The sequence below is a fragment of the Pseudomonas sp. B3G-3 genome, assembly GCF_028640915.1.
Lineage (GTDB): Bacteria > Pseudomonadota > Gammaproteobacteria > Pseudomonadales > Pseudomonadaceae > Aquipseudomonas > Aquipseudomonas chlororaphis_I.
In genome coordinates this window covers 1-16,817 of sequence record NZ_JAQZAB010000116.1, presented here as the reverse complement: position 1 = coordinate 16,817, position 16,817 = coordinate 1, and the positions used below count along the sequence as shown (strand labels likewise).

At 54.6% G+C, this 16,817-nt stretch carries 19 protein-coding genes and 1 pseudogene; 15 read left to right on the top strand and 5 right to left on the bottom strand.

The features are described from left to right. The first annotated feature begins 9 nt into the window (after nucleotides 1-9). The 14 genes from PVZ80_RS21175 to PVZ80_RS21110 all read left to right on the top strand — a co-directional run bounded on the left by PVZ80_RS21175 (nucleotide 10) and on the right by PVZ80_RS21110 (nucleotide 13,174). Entirely contained in the window at nucleotides 10-951 is a 942-nt protein-coding gene (locus PVZ80_RS21175; protein WP_124325306.1) for an ATPase, T2SS/T4P/T4SS family, read from the top strand. After that, nucleotides 941-2,179 carry a shufflon system plasmid conjugative transfer pilus tip adhesin PilV gene (gene pilV / locus PVZ80_RS21170; protein ID WP_435307275.1) on the top strand — a complete coding sequence of 413 codons (1,239 nt, stop codon included), beginning with the start codon at nucleotides 941-943 and terminating at the stop codon, nucleotides 2,177-2,179. Before PVZ80_RS21175 ends, pilV begins: the two co-directional genes overlap by 11 nt. A 2-nt stretch (nucleotides 2,180-2,181) precedes the next feature. Continuing rightward, entirely contained in the window at nucleotides 2,182-2,622 is a 441-nt protein-coding gene (pilM, locus tag PVZ80_RS21165) for a type IV pilus biogenesis protein PilM (RefSeq protein ID WP_273864504.1), read from the top strand. 1,887 nt (nucleotides 2,623-4,509) lie between these two features. Continuing rightward, nucleotides 4,510-4,872 carry a hypothetical protein gene (locus PVZ80_RS21160; RefSeq protein WP_202338754.1) on the top strand — a complete coding sequence of 121 codons (363 nt, stop codon included), beginning with the start codon at nucleotides 4,510-4,512 and terminating at the stop codon, nucleotides 4,870-4,872. A 296-nt stretch (nucleotides 4,873-5,168) separates the two neighbouring features. Continuing rightward, on the top strand, nucleotides 5,169-5,432 hold the full coding sequence (locus tag PVZ80_RS21155) for a hypothetical protein (RefSeq protein WP_038634552.1): 264 nt from the start codon (nucleotides 5,169-5,171) through the stop codon (nucleotides 5,430-5,432). A gap of 98 nt (nucleotides 5,433-5,530) precedes the next feature. Beyond that, the gene (locus PVZ80_RS21150) at nucleotides 5,531-6,016 is read left to right on the top strand and encodes an STY4534 family ICE replication protein (protein ID WP_124325311.1); all 486 of its coding nucleotides are present in this window, start codon (nucleotides 5,531-5,533) and stop codon (nucleotides 6,014-6,016) included. A 54-nt stretch (nucleotides 6,017-6,070) separates the two neighbouring features. Further along, nucleotides 6,071-6,223, top strand: coding sequence for a hypothetical protein (locus PVZ80_RS21145; RefSeq protein ID WP_164486046.1), 153 nt, complete (start codon nucleotides 6,071-6,073; stop codon nucleotides 6,221-6,223). 565 nt (nucleotides 6,224-6,788) lie between these two features. Continuing rightward, the gene (locus PVZ80_RS21140; RefSeq protein WP_273864503.1) at nucleotides 6,789-7,124 is read left to right on the top strand and encodes a hypothetical protein; all 336 of its coding nucleotides are present in this window, start codon (nucleotides 6,789-6,791) and stop codon (nucleotides 7,122-7,124) included. A gap of 104 nt (nucleotides 7,125-7,228) precedes the next feature. Then, nucleotides 7,229-7,852, top strand: coding sequence for a DUF3275 family protein (locus tag PVZ80_RS21135; RefSeq protein ID WP_202338758.1), 624 nt, complete (start codon nucleotides 7,229-7,231; stop codon nucleotides 7,850-7,852). Nucleotides 7,853-7,918: 66 nt separating this feature from the next. After that, complete coding sequence (locus tag PVZ80_RS21130; RefSeq protein ID WP_202338759.1) at nucleotides 7,919-8,281, top strand: hypothetical protein; 363 nt, start codon at nucleotides 7,919-7,921, stop codon at nucleotides 8,279-8,281. Nucleotides 8,282-8,353: 72 nt separating this feature from the next. After that, nucleotides 8,354-8,626, top strand: a complete 273-nt coding sequence (locus tag PVZ80_RS21125; RefSeq protein WP_124374065.1) for a hypothetical protein — start codon at nucleotides 8,354-8,356, stop codon at nucleotides 8,624-8,626. 81 nt (nucleotides 8,627-8,707) lie between these two features. Next, nucleotides 8,708-9,313 (top strand): hypothetical protein, encoded by a 606-nt coding sequence (locus PVZ80_RS21120; protein ID WP_202338760.1) that lies wholly within the window; start codon nucleotides 8,708-8,710, stop codon nucleotides 9,311-9,313. A gap of 51 nt (nucleotides 9,314-9,364) precedes the next feature. Next, on the top strand, nucleotides 9,365-10,822 hold the full coding sequence (locus tag PVZ80_RS21115) for a DUF6094 domain-containing protein (protein WP_273864502.1): 1,458 nt from the start codon (nucleotides 9,365-9,367) through the stop codon (nucleotides 10,820-10,822). Between the two features lie 99 nt (nucleotides 10,823-10,921). After that, on the top strand, nucleotides 10,922-13,174 hold the full coding sequence (locus PVZ80_RS21110) for a DEAD/DEAH box helicase (RefSeq protein WP_273864501.1): 2,253 nt from the start codon (nucleotides 10,922-10,924) through the stop codon (nucleotides 13,172-13,174). A gap of 74 nt (nucleotides 13,175-13,248) precedes the next feature. Here the strand turns inward: PVZ80_RS21110 and PVZ80_RS21105 are convergent, their stop codons facing one another. From PVZ80_RS21105 to PVZ80_RS21095, 3 genes are all read right to left on the bottom strand, one after another. Then, nucleotides 13,249-13,551, bottom strand: coding sequence for a hypothetical protein (locus tag PVZ80_RS21105; protein WP_273864500.1), 303 nt, complete (start codon nucleotides 13,549-13,551; stop codon nucleotides 13,249-13,251). A 90-nt stretch (nucleotides 13,552-13,641) separates the two neighbouring features. Further along, nucleotides 13,642-13,917 carry a hypothetical protein gene (locus PVZ80_RS21100; RefSeq protein WP_273864499.1) on the bottom strand — a complete coding sequence of 92 codons (276 nt, stop codon included), beginning with the start codon at nucleotides 13,915-13,917 and terminating at the stop codon, nucleotides 13,642-13,644. A 106-nt stretch (nucleotides 13,918-14,023) separates the two neighbouring features. Next, nucleotides 14,024-14,437 (bottom strand): hypothetical protein, encoded by a 414-nt coding sequence (locus PVZ80_RS21095; RefSeq protein WP_273864498.1) that lies wholly within the window; start codon nucleotides 14,435-14,437, stop codon nucleotides 14,024-14,026. Nucleotides 14,438-14,883: 446 nt separating this feature from the next. Here PVZ80_RS21095 and PVZ80_RS33870 point away from each other — a divergent pair. Next, a pseudogene (locus tag PVZ80_RS33870) lies at nucleotides 14,884-15,090 on the top strand (hypothetical protein); the annotation flags it as partial. 573 nt (nucleotides 15,091-15,663) lie between these two features. Here the strand turns inward: PVZ80_RS33870 and PVZ80_RS21085 are convergent. Next, on the bottom strand, nucleotides 15,664-16,035 hold the full coding sequence (locus PVZ80_RS21085) for a histone-like nucleoid-structuring protein, MvaT/MvaU family (protein ID WP_273864496.1): 372 nt from the start codon (nucleotides 16,033-16,035) through the stop codon (nucleotides 15,664-15,666). Between the two features lie 137 nt (nucleotides 16,036-16,172). Further along, the coding region (locus tag PVZ80_RS21080) for an outer membrane protein (RefSeq protein WP_337960731.1) at nucleotides 16,173-16,817 on the bottom strand (645 nt) is incomplete at its 5' end.

Here is a 16,817-nt window from a genome sequence, read left to right as displayed (position 1 = left end):
GAGCTCAGTGTGAGCGCAATCTCCGAAGCCAACTTCGTCGACCTCTACCTCGGAGACGGTTTCGCAGACGTGAAGGGGCTGCCTGGGCAGCCCACTCGTGTTCCTGCGCCCCAGAACTGGAGTGCTGAAATTCAGCAACTACGGGAGCGATGCCAAGAGCACTTCAATAAGACCCAAGAGCCCGAGTTTTCGCTAATCCTTGATGGGGCGGTCTACCGAGTCACCCAGTTGCAAGACCTTCACGCGCAATCATTGTTCGTGCTTAGCAAATCAGCCGTTCAGATCCTCCCGCTGGAAGACCTCGGCCTACCCGATGATCTCCATCAGAGCCTGTTCAGCCCAACGCTCCGTGGATTGATCTTCATTTGTGGAGAAATGGGATCAGGGAAGACCTCAAGTGCCGCCTCTATGTTGGTTGCGCGGCTTAAGGAACTGGGAGGTATGGCTTTCACCGTAGAGGACCCTCCAGAACCTCTACTGCACGGAGAACATGGACCAGGCCGCTGCATTCAAGTGCCTGTGTCTAGGCGTCAGGGAGGATACGAAGAGGCGTTGATTCGGGCACTTCGAACTCGTGCGGAGATTCTGATGGTAGGGGAAGTGCGTGATACCCCTACAGCCGTTCAGGTAGTCCAGGCTTCGATCAATGGACACTTCATCATTTGTACGGGCCATGCGGGAAGCGTGACGCAAGGAATCGAACGGCTGGCATCACTTGCGGAGCCCAAGGTATCGAACGCCATACGCCTACTTGCACAGGGGCTGATCGCAGTGATTCACCAAACACTGCAGCCTGACGCCAAGGGTGTTAAACGCCTGAAACTTCAATGCCTGTCGCTTACAGGATCCGATGCTCCTGGCATCAGGGAAAAGATCCGCATAGGACAGCTCCAGCTGCTCGAGCAAGACATCGCCAATCAATCCTCCAGGAGCCTCTGGAATGACCAGTAAACACAAACAGGCCGGGCTGCTGAGTATTGATGCAGCGATGACGCTCCTGGTTCTGACAATACTCATATCCCTGGCATCAGTCTGGATGATCCGCCAGATGGACAACCAGGATTACAGGATCGCCGCCGACAAACAGAGAACAGTCGCCGAGGCCCTGGGGAAGTACCTGAAGGATAACTACAGCACTGTTCTGGCAAGCGCGACTGCCACCGCACCAGTTCAGATCACGGTGGCGATGCTCAGAAACACCAACTACTTGCCGTCCGGCTTCGCCGATACCAATGGATTTGGACAAGCGATCATTGGCCTGGCGCGCAAGCCTAATCCTAATCAACTCGAGGCCATTGTGGTCACCACTGGCGGTCAAGCAATTCCGGAGCTCGGTATTCGAACAATTGCAGAGAACCTGGGGGGACCTGGTGGCTTTATCTCCTCGACCAATCCCAGCGTCATCCAAGGTGTGCGAGGAGGTTGGCAGGTAGCTTTGAGCAATTTTGCGATTAGTCCTGGTGCAGGTCATACCGCAAGCGCACTGTTCTTGATGGACGGCGCCTTGGCGAATGACTACCTGTACCGAAACGCAGTCCCCGGCCAACCTGAGCTAAACACAATGAACACCGCCCTTAACATGGGTGGGAACAACATCAATAACGCCGGCGCAATCACAGCCTCAGGTAACGTTGCCACCAGTGCTGATGTGACAGCCCGCGATGTCACCGCTTCCGGGACGCTTAACGGTGCGATCGCTGATATCAAGGGGGAAACCTATACCGGAGGATGGTTCAGGACCCGCGGAGATACTGGTTGGTATAGTGAAAAATGGGGTGGAGGGATCTACCAGGCTGACCCGGACTGGGTGAGGATCTACAACGACAAAGGCCTAGCCACAGGTGGCACCCTGGTCGGCGGCCAAGTTGTAGCGTTCGGAAATATGACTGCCACCGGCCGGATCTCAACCAATGAGTTCATTTCCATCGGAGGAGTCGCCACTAAAGATACCGGGTGCAGCGACAACCGACTTATCGCAAAGGACCCTTCTGGCCTCACGCTATCCTGCCAGGACGGTGTCTGGAAGAGCAGCTCGGTTCAATTGGGCGAGTTGTGGACGCAAACGAATAGACCTGGCCAAGGTTGGGTGCCGATTAACTGCCCGGACGGGTATGTCATGACCGGGATCACCGCACCGATGGAGGATTGGAAAATTGTGAACTGCAGAAGGCTTTACTAAAAATGACCCTCTACTGGTTGGTTTTAGTACTTGTGGGTATCGCCGTTGGTACTCTCAGCGAACTGGCTCACGACGAGGAAACCACCTCAAGAGCGGCAGACTTGTCGGCCATTGCCAGCAACTTGATGGTTTACCGCAACGCCCTCTCGGAGTACGCCCAAACTCACTCCAACATCACCGGCCCCGTACCGGACAGCGCTTTGTCCCTTCCCAACTGGTACGTGCGAATGCAAGGAGTTAGTGGATACGTGAGTGCCGGCATCAGTTACACGTACTACCCCTCACCGGCTGCCGGGCTGGTGAACGAGCTATCAGTACTCTCAGGGGCTTCAGTCGCCGTTGGGTTCGCCAAAAATGGTAGGTTGGTGACTCCAAACCAAGGTGTCACGAACATATCTATCCCCTCTCCTGTGCCGGAAGGCTCGGCCGTCGCTTACCGCTAACCCTCCAGGTCCGCAGGACGCCGTGTAGCAGCGGTATACGCGTTGTGCCACAATGTACCTATTAAACGGTTCCACCTCGCTGGCTACTGGCGGTCATCAGTAGCGCCCGGTGATGCAGTTTTCTCCATCACCACCCCCAAAGCACGCATAGCTCCGGGAAGGGCGTGCGGACCTGGTTGAGGATGCTCCCTGTGTCTCCCTGTTCAAAGCAAGACACGCAGCCGTCAACTCGTGAATCGCGAGTTCATAGGCACAAAGGGTTCTCTTGAGGTTCGAAGCACAGTAATCAAAGGGCCACACTGGTGTTGTGGCCCATCCTTTTTAAAGCTCACACAATGGGTAGCCTGATGGTCTTGTGAAGGACTATCAGGCTACCCATTGGTAGCTGCTTTTCTCTGCCGGTGGCCCGCCGGCGAAACGCAGGGCTCCTTTTGTGCGCGGATGCGTGCCTTATGTTTGCTGGCCTCAGCCACGATAATCGGCCAGGTGGAAGGAATGAGACGTCCAGATCACTGCCCAGGGATCAATGACGCTTCAAAATCTTGCACAGGTGGCATAACTCTCACATGCAATTTCAACTTTAGCCGAGGGGAATTACTCACCTACTTCCCCTCGGTGGCTCCTCCTGCCCCTCTTCGACTCCTCTTGTCAGCACCATTTTTTGAAATGCCGGCAGCGCCGCAAATCCATGAAGCTGTCCCTATTATTTTTTCCGAAAATACGCCGGCAATGCTGGTGGCAGGCAAACGATTATTTATTCTAAGGAATGGCTGATGAAGAAGCTGACACTTTCATATTGTGTTCGATGTTACTGTTCACGATTCTAGTATTTGCAGGGAAGAATACAACAGGCAAGGGAAGCACGGATTGACAGTAATATAATCAAAAATCTCAATCAATAGATAAGATTTCGATTAAGCCAGCGCCGTCTAAAAGCCGGCGCCCGGCATATGTAACCGTGAATGAAATCTTTGTGTCTGCCTGGTCTCTTAGTTTGGAGCGCACAGACATTGTTCGCAAAGTATCGTCCCACAGGGTTTCCCACTGGGGTCAAGTGCCTGGGTGCACTCTACTATCGCCTTTACGTTGTGAAAACCGCTACTGCAAGGCTGACACTTCATTTGTGTCTTTTTATCTGTGCCAACACCACACGCATCACTTGATCCTAATTTAATGGCATTGAATGGCAGAGTAGTATCTGGTCGTTTAAATATCGAATAATCCGTCACATTATTCTCTGAAGCAAAAGCGGGAAATACAATTATCACGGCAACCATCGCAAAAATTAAGTTCTTCATAATACTCACCATAGCGATAGACTTACGATTAAAAAATAGCTGAACCAGCAAATACAACAAAGATCTTTTCCTCATATAAAAAGCCTTCAAAAAGCATATAATTTCGGAAAGGTTGGCTTGGCAACTTATTGCTTGAAAGCCCCTCATGAGGGGCAACTATCCGATAGTGCAGACAATTCAGCGGCCCTGAGCCTTCAGGCGTTCGTCCTGTCGCTGTACAGCGGCAATGTATGGAAGCCTCAGGGGACAGCCCTCGGTCAGCTGTCGGTGTAATCGGCGTTTCACCGAGAGCTGCCCGCTGTTTCGGCGGTAGGACGTCTGACCCTCTAGATGACTTGACTCTTTTAGATCTCCCTTCGATGATATGGACGTGTTTTGCTGACGTCGTCAGCATCATGCCCAGGCAGCCATGATCTTAAAGGCTGCGATGCGAACTCTGCATTGATCAACTCCCAAGATCGCCAAGCTTCCGGTGGAGCGATCAGTCGACATAGTCGATGGAAGCACTTCAAGTTACTCACCTCGCGGGGAATCACTTCCCCGTCAGGGACAGTGTTTTTTCCGCACCTCAACCTGCAGGAGAAACACCATGTCCAATCTCAGCTTCCAAATCGGTTATACCCTCGGCACTGCTGCACGAGAATTTATGCGTGCAATCAGAAAGCCTTCAACCCAGGAAGTAAAAGCACCCTCGGCAAATGCTCACGCTTCATTCCCTGGTCCATGTCTCTCGCCCAAAGTGGTGGATGACATGAGCCATATACCAGCAATGGTCCGTGCCAAAGGCGTAGATCTCAATCACTGGTATGGCGAGAACACCCGAGCGATAGTCCAACCGGCACGCAAGCGCCGCAGCCGTGCCAAAAAACCAGTAGAACTCGTAGCTGCATCGCCACGGCTTGGGTCACTCAACGACCTCATCTGTCCGGTCGATGCCAACGCGATCTGCTGAGCCAACCTCACTCACCCCAGTTGGGAAGCTTCCCTCTGGGGAAGCTTTCTCCCACGAGAGGCTTGACATTTTTCTTTGTCATTTTCATGCTAGACCTCGTGTATCGCTGACGTCGTCAGCAACATGCCCAGGCAGTCATGATCTTCAAGACTGCGATGCGAACTCCGCATTGGTCCCCCCTAGATCGCCAAGCTTCCGGTAGCGCGATCGGTCGACATTGTCGATGGAAGCACATACTCCCCACCCACGACGGGCCTTTCCCGTCTGGGCAGGCCTCTCTTAATTTTGGAGGTCTGATGAAAACCGAACTGGCTCTGTACCAGGCGTTGATCTCGATTAACGTACCGGAACAGAAAGCTAATGCAGTAATTGATGCCCTGGAGACCGACATGCACTCGCTACTCGCAACCAAGGCTGACGTAACTGCTCTTCGTACCGACCTCACTGCTGAATTGAAAACTGAAATCTCTCAGCTTGAGGTCAAACTCACCATTCGCATGGGCGTCATGTTGTCAGCTGCCGTTGGCGTGCTGATCGCTGCCATGAAGTTCCTGCACTAAACACTGCCCTTTGCTCTACCAACCCTCGCGGGGAATACTTTCCCCTCCAGGGCGAAGTGTTTCTCCGCTTTCTGCTTTTTCGAAATTGGAGAATCACCATGAGCACTACTCAAGCCAACGAAGCTAAATTCTTCGACCTGCACACCACCGGCATTGGTTATCTCAACCGTATCCGGGAAGTCTCAGTTCGCAAAGGCAAACCCTTCTGGGCTGTAACCATTGCTGCACTGCACGGCTCCTCTACCGATGTTGAATACTCCTACATCGACTGCAATGTCGTCGGCGCCGAGGCTGAAAAGCTGATTCGCCGGTGCCAGGATGCTGTCTCAGCTGCGAAAAAGGTCCTCGTGAGCTTTCGTATCGGCGACATCTGGTCCGATGCCTTCATCTACGAGAAAGGCGATAAAAAAGGACAGCCTGGAGCAAGTCTCAAGGGTCGTCTTCTTTTCATCGGCTGGATCAAGGTGGACGGTGAAATGGTCTACGAGGCCAAGCCTAAAGACACTGCAGAGCCCCAGGGAAACCAGGAACGCGATGCTGATGCCCCACAACAGACTGACGATGATCTGCGCCAGTCTGCATAACTGAAATCAAGGCGCCCTTCGGGGTGCCTTCCATTACCTAAGGCAGGACTCGATATGAAGATTCTGTTTTTGCTGGTCATGCTAGGACTTGTTGCTGGGGTGTTACTCAGTGATGTCGTACTGATCACTCTGAGCGCTGTGTCTTTGTCTGTCCTTGCAGTAGATCTCCTGGTCAAGAAACTTGAACCTACGATGATCGAGGCCTAAATGGGCGAAGCCCATTATGGGTCTGCATTAATCCTCAAAAACTACAAACTACCCTAGGGAACACCACCCTCAAGGGCCCGGTGATTTCCTAACCTGGAGACTCACCATGTTGCTACAACCTTCGCGGTCTAAAACTTTAAACGCATCAGCACTCGCACAAAGGCTGCATGAGGTTTTGCTAGAAGAGCTACGAGTTCGGGCTGAGTTCGAGAAAGCCAAATTGCTTGAGGATGAAGACAGACTGTTATGGTCGTTTTTTGACGCAGGCGTCTGCGGCAGAACTGCATACCGAGACCGTGTTCCATACGCACCCCCCCCAGCTCTCCTTGCATCTCAACCATTGCTAAAAAATGGTTGGCAGCAGGGTTGGAAAGGCGAACAAATCGACGAAGAAATAGAGCGGTGTCCGCACTGTACTTATTCAGACGAACCATGCCCTGAGCATGACTAAAGCCACTCAGGCAACGCCCCGCTGAGTGTTTGAATTAACAACCGAACTTCACACCGTCCCTGGGAAACTACCTCCCAGACGGGCCAGGTGGTTTTCCTCACCTGGAGAACAAAGATGACTATCACCATTGACCATGTTCCGGCCGCCCTGCGGAAATTGCCTGTGGTCTTAACGCCTCGGGCTTGGCAAGCAGCCGTACATGTCGAAGCCCCACAAGACGCAGCAGAGATCGGGAACCGTTTGGGCGATGTCGTCCTCGAGGCGTATAGAGAACTGCACTTTCACCCGAATGAACTGCAGATCAACTTCAGCCTGTTCCTTTTGCCTCCTGCAGGTGAACGGACAGAACGAATTTGGCTGGACCTAAGACTTCATCGCATTGAGTCAGCACCTGGTACATCGTACCTGTGCATCTCACTCAGAGATGAATCCCCCACCCACTGCCGGTAGTTCAGACTGGCAACTCAGCCCTCCAAGCCCGACATTGTCGGGCTTTTTTTCATCCAGCGAGCAAGCCCCTCCTGGTCAATGCTCGATGCTGTCTGGAGCACACCATGATCAATCTCCCCGGCCAGCTGACCATACGCACAATCAATGGTCGCAATGGCGACTTCAATGTAGGGCGGCTATCGACCTCGATCGGCGAATTCGTCATCAAGGACGCGCTTCTCGATCAGTACAACGAGGGGAAGTACCGCGGTGATTTTGTCATCACCGAGATACGCCCGTCGTACTACACCACCGGTGGACGACTCGTTGTTGAGATCCGGGCCAAATTGGACAGCATGACGCTGGACGACGTGGCCAATCTCAGCGCCGAAGAGGCCGATAGGTTGTCGAACACCGAGCTTGACCCTATCGACGAAGAACCTTCAAGCACGTCGACACCTGACACAGCTCACAAACCTAATCGGCATAAATCGAGACCTTCCACCCAAGCTGATGATGACGCGCCTTTCGGTATGGAGACATTACCGACGCTGGCGCCGATTACCTCTCAGGACGCAGATAAACAACTCTTCGGGACCATTTGGCCTATCGGCCCCTCGGTACGACTGGACACGACAGTGGAACGCCAAAGGTTGCGTCAGCAATGCGTCCGACTCGGCGAACTCGGCTACGAGCTCGACTTCAAACTTCAGGTCTGGAGGCTCTCCTCGCTCAAGCAACCAGCTTGACCCGACCAAGCACACAACCTCACAGGGTCTTCTTGTTAGGCCCTAGATAACTAGTGGAGTCCACATATGGGATGGTCTTACTCTCACCCAACTCAAGCAGATCTCCTGCATCAGTTGTTGGCCCCAGATAGCACGTTCAGTCGTGATCGCGAGGTCATCGCACATACGCTCGTCGGCAATGAGCTTTGGACAGTGGTGCGACTAACTTTAAAGATCAAAGGCATCGTCAAGGACAACGCAGTTGGCGACACCTACACCTTTATCCAGCTTGACCTCATCGATCAGTACGAGGGTGACTGGGGACACAAACCATTGAGCGAAGAAACTGGGCCTCTGTATTACGGCTGCCCTCTTTCGTTCTTGGAAATGGCGCCAGATGGAGTAAACAACGACTGGCGTAACAAACTGCGCGAAGCGCACCAGGCCTAACCAGCCGCTCCAATTTCACCCACCCTTGAGGGGCTCCCTCATGGGCGCTCCTCGTCTCAGTAGGAGCTTCACATGCGTCCCATCTTCCAAAACCTGACTCCAGAAACCCTGGCCAACGTTGACGATCAGCTCAGCAACAATGAGGTGTCTGGCAACGAGGAAATGAGGGATTTCTTCATAGACGAACTCGGCCTGACAGCAGAACAAGCTGACGCGGCCGTGGCTTTGCGCCCTCGGTACATGGGCCAGATCTTCTTGATCGGAAAGAGCCCTCTATTCCTGGAAAACGCTGTTGCCTTTGATCCACGGGCTAAAAGCTCCAAATCAGGCTCACGTCGTCCCTAGATTCAACAACCAGTAGCAGACCACACCCCGAGGGGCTTCACCGCCTCTCGGGGCGGGTTCCCCTCCTTTCAGGAGGTACATATGCTCAGCCCCACCCAGCTCTTTCAGATCGAAGAGTGCCCAGACCTATACGTCGACGCCTGTGTATGCGATGAGACGCGCAATCTAGTCTTCTTATCGGCTTGGGCGCGCGACACAGCCCTGCAGGAGTTCCTGGCCAGGCTAACCCTTGGTTCTGCCGAGAACGGTCTTGATCAGTTCCACATTATCCAGGACGGCCGCAGCATTCCGGTATTCCCCAATGCTGACCAGCTGGAGAAGCGCACCACCCGCCAGTTCCGCGGAACGTTATTCGGCAGCCTGCTTCATCTGTGGCTTTTCGACAAACGCTGCACTCATCCGGATCGCGCCAATCACTTCGCTTATGCCCTCCTCGAGCAGGATGCAGACCCTCATCACGCGCTTTGGCCACTCATCACAGAGACCTGTCCTTTACCACTCCTGCAGCACTGGCGAGAGCCTGTGCTGGAGGTACTCGTACAACACCAAATGCTGCAACCCCTCCCCGGGGCGCTGGGCGCGATCAACGCCTGGCGACTCAATCTGCAGCTCGATGTTCTGGAACCCACCCTAGGCGACCTCATTCGCCAAGGACGCCTCAACACCACAACTCAGGCCACTCCCTGAGCCTCTTCAACAAACCTCGCGTCAACACAGCACACATACCCAGGAGGCTTCATGGCTCTTATGTTCCCGCGCCTGGCGCGCAACTTTGCCCGCAACGGTTACTACCCCACAGATGAAATCACCCTGGAGCGTTCGCTACAGGCTCTCATCCCCTCTACGACAGGCAGAATGCGGATCTTCGATCCCTGTGCCGGCGAAGGCGTTGCAATCGCGGAAGCAGCACATGCACTTGGTCGAGACCAGGTCGACGCACTCGCAGTCGAATATGACCAACAGCGCGCAGAGCACGCACGTACCCTGCTCGATCGGGTACTACACAGCGACCTCATGGATACCATGATCAGCCGCCAATCCTTCGGCCTTCTCTGGCTCAACCCACCGTATGGCGATCTTGTCGCAGATCATTCCGGCGCCTCGCAGTATCAAGGCAACGGTCGGCGGCGCCTGGAAAAGCTTTTTTACCAACGATCCTTACCCCTACTGCAGTACGGCGGGGTTCTGGTTCTGATCGTTCCACACTACGTCCTGGACGATGAGCTGAGCGGGTGGTTATGCAACCACTTCACCGATCTGCGCATCTACGCGGCGGCTGACCCGACCTTCAAGCAGGTCGTCATTTTCGGGATTCGCGTTCGCCGGCAGGACCTGGCCAAACCTCATGAGGTCACCCAAGTGCGTGATCGCCTGCAGGCGATCGGGGCCGGACAAGAAGTCGCAGAGGAACTTCCAGCCACATGGCCATGGGAGCCTTACGCGGTGGTACCGACGACGAACGAGCTTGAGCACTTCTACAGAATCACCCTTGAACCGGAGCAGTTCGGCGCGGAGATCCAACGTCTAAAAGGCCTATGGCCAGATTTCACCCTGCACTTTGGCCAGGCTGGCATTCAGCCTCGACCTCCAGTGAAGGAGCTATCTCGCTGGCACCTAGCGCTCGCGCTGGCAGCTGGAGCGATAGCAGGAGTCGTGACCTCACGATCGGGACGTGTGCTGGTACTAAAGGGCGACACTTACAAAGATAAGGTCCGCAAGACCGAGTTCACTGAAGACGAGGACGGCAACGTTTCTGAAGTGAGGATCCTGACTGATCGCTTCGTGCCCATTATTCGGGCCTGGGAGATGACCAGCAGCTCACCAAACTTTGGTCGCGTTCTGACCATAAGTTCATCCACCTCAGAGGAGGAGGCACCACCTGAACCACCAACGGTGGAAACAGGCCCCCATCTAACTGTGCCCGTGTTTCCCCCGGGGCGTCTTGTTTGCACCAACGCCGTCCATCACCTGGTGGAGAACGGTTCACTAGAACTTACCCCATACGTTCGGCGCCACTTGGCCGGTGACTGGGGGGAATTGTGCGACGAGGACAAGCAGACCAACCAACAGGCTCTAAAGTGCGGCGATCGTTTGTTCTCCGCTTACGACATTTCAGCCGGCGACGAAACTAGGCTCTGGATCATCACCGAAGCCGATCGCAGCGTAACCACCGTCCTGCTGCCTGAGGACTACTGACCCACTGCCACAACGGCACCATCTACCAACCCGCAGGGTATGCACCATACCCGACCGGGTGTCGTGCATGCCCTGTTTCATCCGTCCAGGAGAAACACCGTGAACGACCTCTCGCAAGCTGTTATCCCAGCATCTGCTTTCCCACTGACCATTGGCTTAACCGACTTCATTGAGGAGTTTGGTGACGAGCTGCTGGACTCTCTCAACCAATCCAATCCCCCGGTCTACGCCGGCAACAGCAATGCTGCTCGCCAACTGGTGATGGACAACCTCAATCGCAGGCCATTCCAGGCTCAGGCTGACGTGGTTCAAGCGATCACCGCGCTTCTGCTCGATCGCAATGAACAGGCCGGCATCATCAACGCAGAAATGGGCACCGGCAAAACCATGATGGCCATCGCCGTCGCCGCAGTGATGCACTCTGCTGGTTACCGCCGAACCATGGTCATCTCGCCACCGCACTTGGTTTACAAGTGGCGGCGCGAGATCCTCGAAACGATCCCGGATGCTCGCGTTTGGGTACTTAACGGACCAGACTCGCTGGCCAAACTGCTCAAGCTACGTGACGAGATCGGGTTACCCTATGATGGACGCCAGGAGTTTTTCATCCTCGGCCGCGTGCGGATGCGGATGGGTTTCCACTGGCGCCTCTCATGCTGGCAACGACGTGCTGGTGGTGGTCGTTTACTTGCTGGCTGCCCGGACTGCGGTCGTGTGCTGCAGGACCTTGAAGGCAACCTGATCACCGTCGAGGAGTTTCAGCGGGAGGAACGCCGCCGGCGCTGCTCTCACTGTGATGCAGCTTTATGGACCCTAATGCGGCCTGGAAGGACGGAAGGCGGCAGCCGCCGCACGACCATCCTCAAGTCGATGTGTCGGATCCCGACCATTGGCCCCGTGCGCGCTGAAAGACTGTTGAACGACTTCGGAGAGGATTTTCTCGCCTCGATGCTGGTGGACAATGTGTCCGAGTTCATCAATCTGATGGACGCCAAGGGCAACTTTATCTTCAACGACCGCCAGGCTAAACGCATGGAACGCGGGATGGCCAACCTCGAATTCGGCCTTGGCGAAGGCGGTTATCAACCCACCGAGTTCATCAAACGCTACCTACCAGACGGATGCTTCGATCTGCTGGTGGTGGATGAGGGGCATGAATACAAGAACAGCGGTTCGGCCCAGGGCCAGGCCATGGGCGTTCTCGCGGCCAAGGCACGGAAAACCGTGCTGCTGACCGGAACGCTGATGGGCGGCTACGCCGACGACCTGTTCTATCTCCTGTTCCGCATCCTCACCCAGCGCATGATCGAGGACGGCTACCGGCCCAACGCGCGCGGCAGCATGGCCCCTGCGGCCATGTCTTTCATGCGCGATCATGGGGTCCTGAAAGACATCTACACCGAACGCGATGGTGATTCGCACAAAACGGCTAAGGGCAAGAAGCTCTCGGTACGGACAGTGAAAGCCCCGGGCTTCGGCCCGAAAGGCATTCACCGCTTCGTGCTGCCGTTCACCGTATTCCTCAAGCTCAAGGACATCGGTGGCAACGTTCTGCCCGACTACCAGGAAGAGTTCATCGACATACCAATGGCACCTGACCAGGCCTCGGCCTACCAGAAGCTTGCGGGAACATTGACTGCGGAGTTGCGCCAGGCTCTAGCTCGCCGCGATACCACACTTTTGGGGGTGGTGCTCAACGTACTGCTGGCCTGGCCGGACTGCTGCTTTCGACCAGAGGTAGTGAAGCACCCTCGCTCCAGAGACACGCTGGCATTCGTGCCGGCGATTTTCGGAGATGAGGAACTGATGCCCAAGGAGCAGGCACTTCTGGACCTATGCCTGACGGAGAAAGCCAACAACCGTAAGGTTCTGGCTTACTCCGTCTACACCGGTACACGGGACACAACCAGCAGGCTCAAACGTGTGTTAGAGCAGGCAGGTTTGAAGGTTGCGGTTCTTCGAGCCTCCGTGGATACGGCCAGGCGAGAGGACTGGATCCTCGACCAGGTCGATCGCGGTATCGACGTGCTGATCACCAACCCGGAGCTGGTAAAGACCGGGCTGGATCTGCTCGACTTTCCGACCATTGCGTTCCTGCAGACGGGTTACAACGTGTACACCCTGCAGCAGGCGGCGCGACGGTCTTGGCGGATCGGGCAGAAGCAACCTGTGCGGGTCGTTTTCTTTGGCTATGCCGGCAGCTCGCAGATTACCTGTCTGCAACTGATGGCCAAGAAGATCGCCGTGGCTCAAAGCACGTCGGGAGACGTGCCAGACTCAGGTCTCGACTCGTTGAACCAGGATGGTGATTCAGTGGAGATGGCACTTGCCAGGCAACTGATTGCTGCATGACTTCAAGGCCACCTTCGGGTGGCCTTTTTTGCTGCGGATTTTCCTTGAATGCCCGGCGTACCGGGCGGGGTCTGTTACAAGCTCTTGGCCGCTTCAAGGATTTCGGCAATCAACGCTTTCAGGTCTGCGGCGTCTTCGGGCTTGAGTGCGATCTTCCAGAACAGGTTGCTGTCGCTACCGCCAGCTACATTGACCACCGGAATTTTGTCGAACGTCATCGTGGCTTCTTCGAAGTGTAGCTGATCCAGCTTGACCGCCATTTTGGTGTAAGGCTGGCCAATGTTTACATGCAGGGAAAACGGCGACACCTCGAACTTAACCGGGTGAGAGTTTGGCAGCGCGCCAATGGGACGATACTCACGGGTTTGCATCAGCATTAAAGGAATTCCTATACGGTTGGGTGGGGGCGCGAGAACAATGGCGGGTTGATGGTGCATAGGCTCATAGGTGTTTTCCTATGGAACCGGTCAGTTCATCTGGGCACGTTCATGAATGGCTACAGCGTCGAAGAGCATCCCAACTTCGACTAATTGCTGCGGGGTCAATACGAGCCCATGCGTTAGCCCTCTCAGCAGACCGCTGGCCTCAGCCATTATCAAATCCAGGTGACGACGGTCACTCGCTGAATCGATTGCCTCCAACATGTTGACCACTATCGGTAAATCAATTGGCTCGAGATTGAGTGCGTCCAGTTTCCGCTTGGCAGCATCACAGTCCAGCGGCAGTGTTGCGATTTTTTTCATAATCAAGAATTCCCTCGTTTGATGGACGCGAAAATGCGCCTCTTCCTACGTCCTCAGCCCCGGTTTTTTTAGGCCAGGGCTTGCGGTGCAACTGCGCAGGAACTTCCTACTCGAGCGGCCCCATCGGCGGGCCTTCCAGAACCAACTCATGCCCAGCAGTTATGATCCACGCCGGAGAATTTGAATCATCAGCACTCACTTCGTTGTCTTCCGCGACAATCGCCACAAGTGGTGACTTGAACAATGCCCAGATCACCCAGCATGCATCAATACTCCAGCAATCAAAAATTGACTCTAGCCAGTACCACCCCGTATCAGCCTCAGCGTCAATTGGCGTTCCATAAAAGCAGCGAGAGGGCAATACAGAATGTTGGTCACGCGGGGCGACAGCTATCGGCCGGAGGTATTCGCCGTTTTCGCTTTTTGTAAGCCTCCCGGCCCCGCCGAGCGTGTTAATAATTAGTTGTTCGACCTCACGGGGTGAGTCAGTCTTGATGTAGATACGCTGATAGACGGACACGTCGTTTTTCCTGCGCGATCCTGGGGAGCGAAAAGCGTCCCTCTCTTACTGCATTTATGCTGACAAAATATGTAAACAAACCCAATTAGAAGAGAGGAAATAGCACCCTCAGAGAGTCAAGGTTTCGAAAAGCGGAAATAAACACTCGAAACGCGCCGAGATGTTTACAAAAATGCACCACACCAAGCATTCAGACAGTTGAATTTATGTTGATACATCTAGCGGATGGGGTGGGCTTACTAGTCTTTTGCAAAACCCATTGCATCGGATTGGACCTACATGCTTTGTTACAAAGATCGGCCATATCCAAAGCTTACTGAATCGCGCCACATCATTAGTCGTAATAGGCGATTGAACGATACGATTATTGGGATAGTGCCACCTAAAAACGCACGCCAGCGCCATTGGGTTCCAAGCCGGTAAAGGATGGCCAACAAGGAAAGAATATGAATCAGGCTTGGCCCTTCGTCGGCGCCCGCTGGTGGAAGTTCGATTTCCACACCAACACCCCGGCATCAAAGGATACGAATGCTTGGCAATCCTCGATTGGGACTCCCGATGAATTGACGCTGCAGAAATACCTACTCAAGTACATGGCTGCAGGAATCGATGGTGTGGCAGTCACTGATCACAATAGTGGCGAGGGGGTTGAGCTTCGCAACTCGCAGGTGGCAACGATGCACTCAAACGTACAACCCAAGCCTGGCCACTGGCCATTCAGCACGAGCGTCCCCCTCCGCCGAATGCCTGAGCAGGCACTACCCAGGCTTACCTGAAGCAGCGAGACATGATCCTTACCCAGGCGGCAGAGGTTCTCGGCAGCCGTGATCTTGCCGCGCGATGGTTCAACAAACTCACCCGCGGCCGGGATTACCAACCGCCCTGCTGCGTTGTTACTTGAATGAACCTGGCTCGGAGTGGCTGCCATTTATGAATGATACTGAGACAGGCTTTCAAACCAATGAATGCTTTGCGTCTTCCGAGGATTACTTGGATGGATGTCATGCTTTGTCCACAAGCCCACTGTGCGTATTTGCAACCTTTCAGCTCTTTGTTTGTCGGTACCTAGATCCTACTGCCCTGCGCCTTTCTTCTGGGCATCTCGATTTGCATAACAGTCTCAAGCTTTAAAAAACACCTGTAGGTGCGATACTTCGTATATCCATATTTAAGATAAATTAGACAGGCAAACTTTGCTGAAACTCCACCTTGAAATCTACCCGCCTTTACTGAGTGCGCCACGACTCGACGATATCGGCTCCAAACTTAGTTTTCCATTCTTTCAGCTGACGATGGTTCCCCCCCTTGGTTTCGATTAGCTCACCAGAATTTGGATTTTTATAAATCTTCACTACTCGAGCTTTACGGACTGCCCTTACAGGTGCGACTATCGACATAGAGATCCGACGACCTGCCTCTGGGTCTAGAATGCGAATGACGTTCTTCAGACTGAAGCCATATTCGCCAAGCAACGCACGCAGTTTTCTCTCGAACTCCAGCTCCCGTTTCAGGCCAGTGTCGCTTTTCATTGACTCAAGCACTGCGAGTTGCTCGGCCAGTTGTTGTTCAAGCCTGCGAAATTCAACCAAACGGGACATATTAAAACTTCCTTAAATTTAGGGGAGTGAAACGTTTCCATCAAATATTAAATGAAAGTCATCCACAACTGCTAATCCCCTGTGAGCAGGGCCGATGCGGCCCCGCCCGGGATGGATAAAACGTCCCCCCTGTCGACCTAGAACGCCCAGCGCATACCCAGCACGACCTCGCTGGAGACCAGGTTGGCCTTCATCTTCTCGTCCTGCAGGCCGCGGGCATTGGCGAAGTTGTTCCAGCCACTTTCGGTATCGCCCATGTCGATGTAGCGATAGCCGAGGTCCAGGGCCAGGCGATCGGTCACGTCGTAGGCAACGCCGGCGCCGAGGGACCAGGCCAGGTTGGTCTGGGTCGCGGAGCCGTACTGGCGCGACTCGTTACCCTGCCAGCCCTTCGACTCGAGCTGGGCCAGGCCCAGCCCGGCGGAACCGTAGACCGACAGCTTTTCGGTCACGCGAAAATCCCGGTAGGCGTTGAGCATCACGCGCCTGGACTCGATGTGGTGCTCGTTGAGGCTGGTGGGGAAAGTGGTCGAGCCGCTGGTGAACTTGTCCTTTTGCGGCAGGGACAACTCGCCCTCCACGCGCCAGCCATTGCCGAATCGGTAACCGACCCCGATCGAGCCCGTCATGTCCTTCTGGCTGTCGTCGCCGGACACAAACGAACCGATACCGGGACGTGCGCTGGAATCCATATTGCGGGCCTTGCGCTCGGCGCTGATCACCCGGGCGACCCCGTAGTAGCCCTCCTCTTCGGCCGGAGCGGCCAGGGCCAATGAGCTGTA

Coding starts and splice junctions, on each gene's coding strand:
- pilV (WP_435307275.1), top strand. CDS start 941: ATGACCAGTAAACACAAACAGGCCGGGCTGCTGAGTATTGATGCAGCG.
- pilM (WP_273864504.1), top strand. CDS start 2,182: ATGACCCTCTACTGGTTGGTTTTAGTACTTGTGGGTATCGCCGTTGGT.
- PVZ80_RS21160 (WP_202338754.1), top strand. CDS start 4,510: ATGTCCAATCTCAGCTTCCAAATCGGTTATACCCTCGGCACTGCTGCA.
- PVZ80_RS21155 (WP_038634552.1), top strand. CDS start 5,169: ATGAAAACCGAACTGGCTCTGTACCAGGCGTTGATCTCGATTAACGTA.
- PVZ80_RS21150 (WP_124325311.1), top strand. CDS start 5,531: ATGAGCACTACTCAAGCCAACGAAGCTAAATTCTTCGACCTGCACACC.
- PVZ80_RS21145 (WP_164486046.1), top strand. CDS start 6,071: ATGAAGATTCTGTTTTTGCTGGTCATGCTAGGACTTGTTGCTGGGGTG.
- PVZ80_RS21140 (WP_273864503.1), top strand. CDS start 6,789: ATGACTATCACCATTGACCATGTTCCGGCCGCCCTGCGGAAATTGCCT.
- PVZ80_RS21135 (WP_202338758.1), top strand. CDS start 7,229: ATGATCAATCTCCCCGGCCAGCTGACCATACGCACAATCAATGGTCGC.
- PVZ80_RS21130 (WP_202338759.1), top strand. CDS start 7,919: ATGGGATGGTCTTACTCTCACCCAACTCAAGCAGATCTCCTGCATCAG.
- PVZ80_RS21125 (WP_124374065.1), top strand. CDS start 8,354: ATGCGTCCCATCTTCCAAAACCTGACTCCAGAAACCCTGGCCAACGTT.
- PVZ80_RS21120 (WP_202338760.1), top strand. CDS start 8,708: ATGCTCAGCCCCACCCAGCTCTTTCAGATCGAAGAGTGCCCAGACCTA.
- PVZ80_RS21115 (WP_273864502.1), top strand. CDS start 9,365: ATGGCTCTTATGTTCCCGCGCCTGGCGCGCAACTTTGCCCGCAACGGT.
- PVZ80_RS21105 (WP_273864500.1), bottom strand. CDS start 13,551: ATGCTGATGCAAACCCGTGAGTATCGTCCCATTGGCGCGCTGCCAAAC.
- PVZ80_RS21100 (WP_273864499.1), bottom strand. CDS start 13,917: ATGAAAAAAATCGCAACACTGCCGCTGGACTGTGATGCTGCCAAGCGG.
- PVZ80_RS21085 (WP_273864496.1), bottom strand. CDS start 16,035: ATGTCCCGTTTGGTTGAATTTCGCAGGCTTGAACAACAACTGGCCGAG.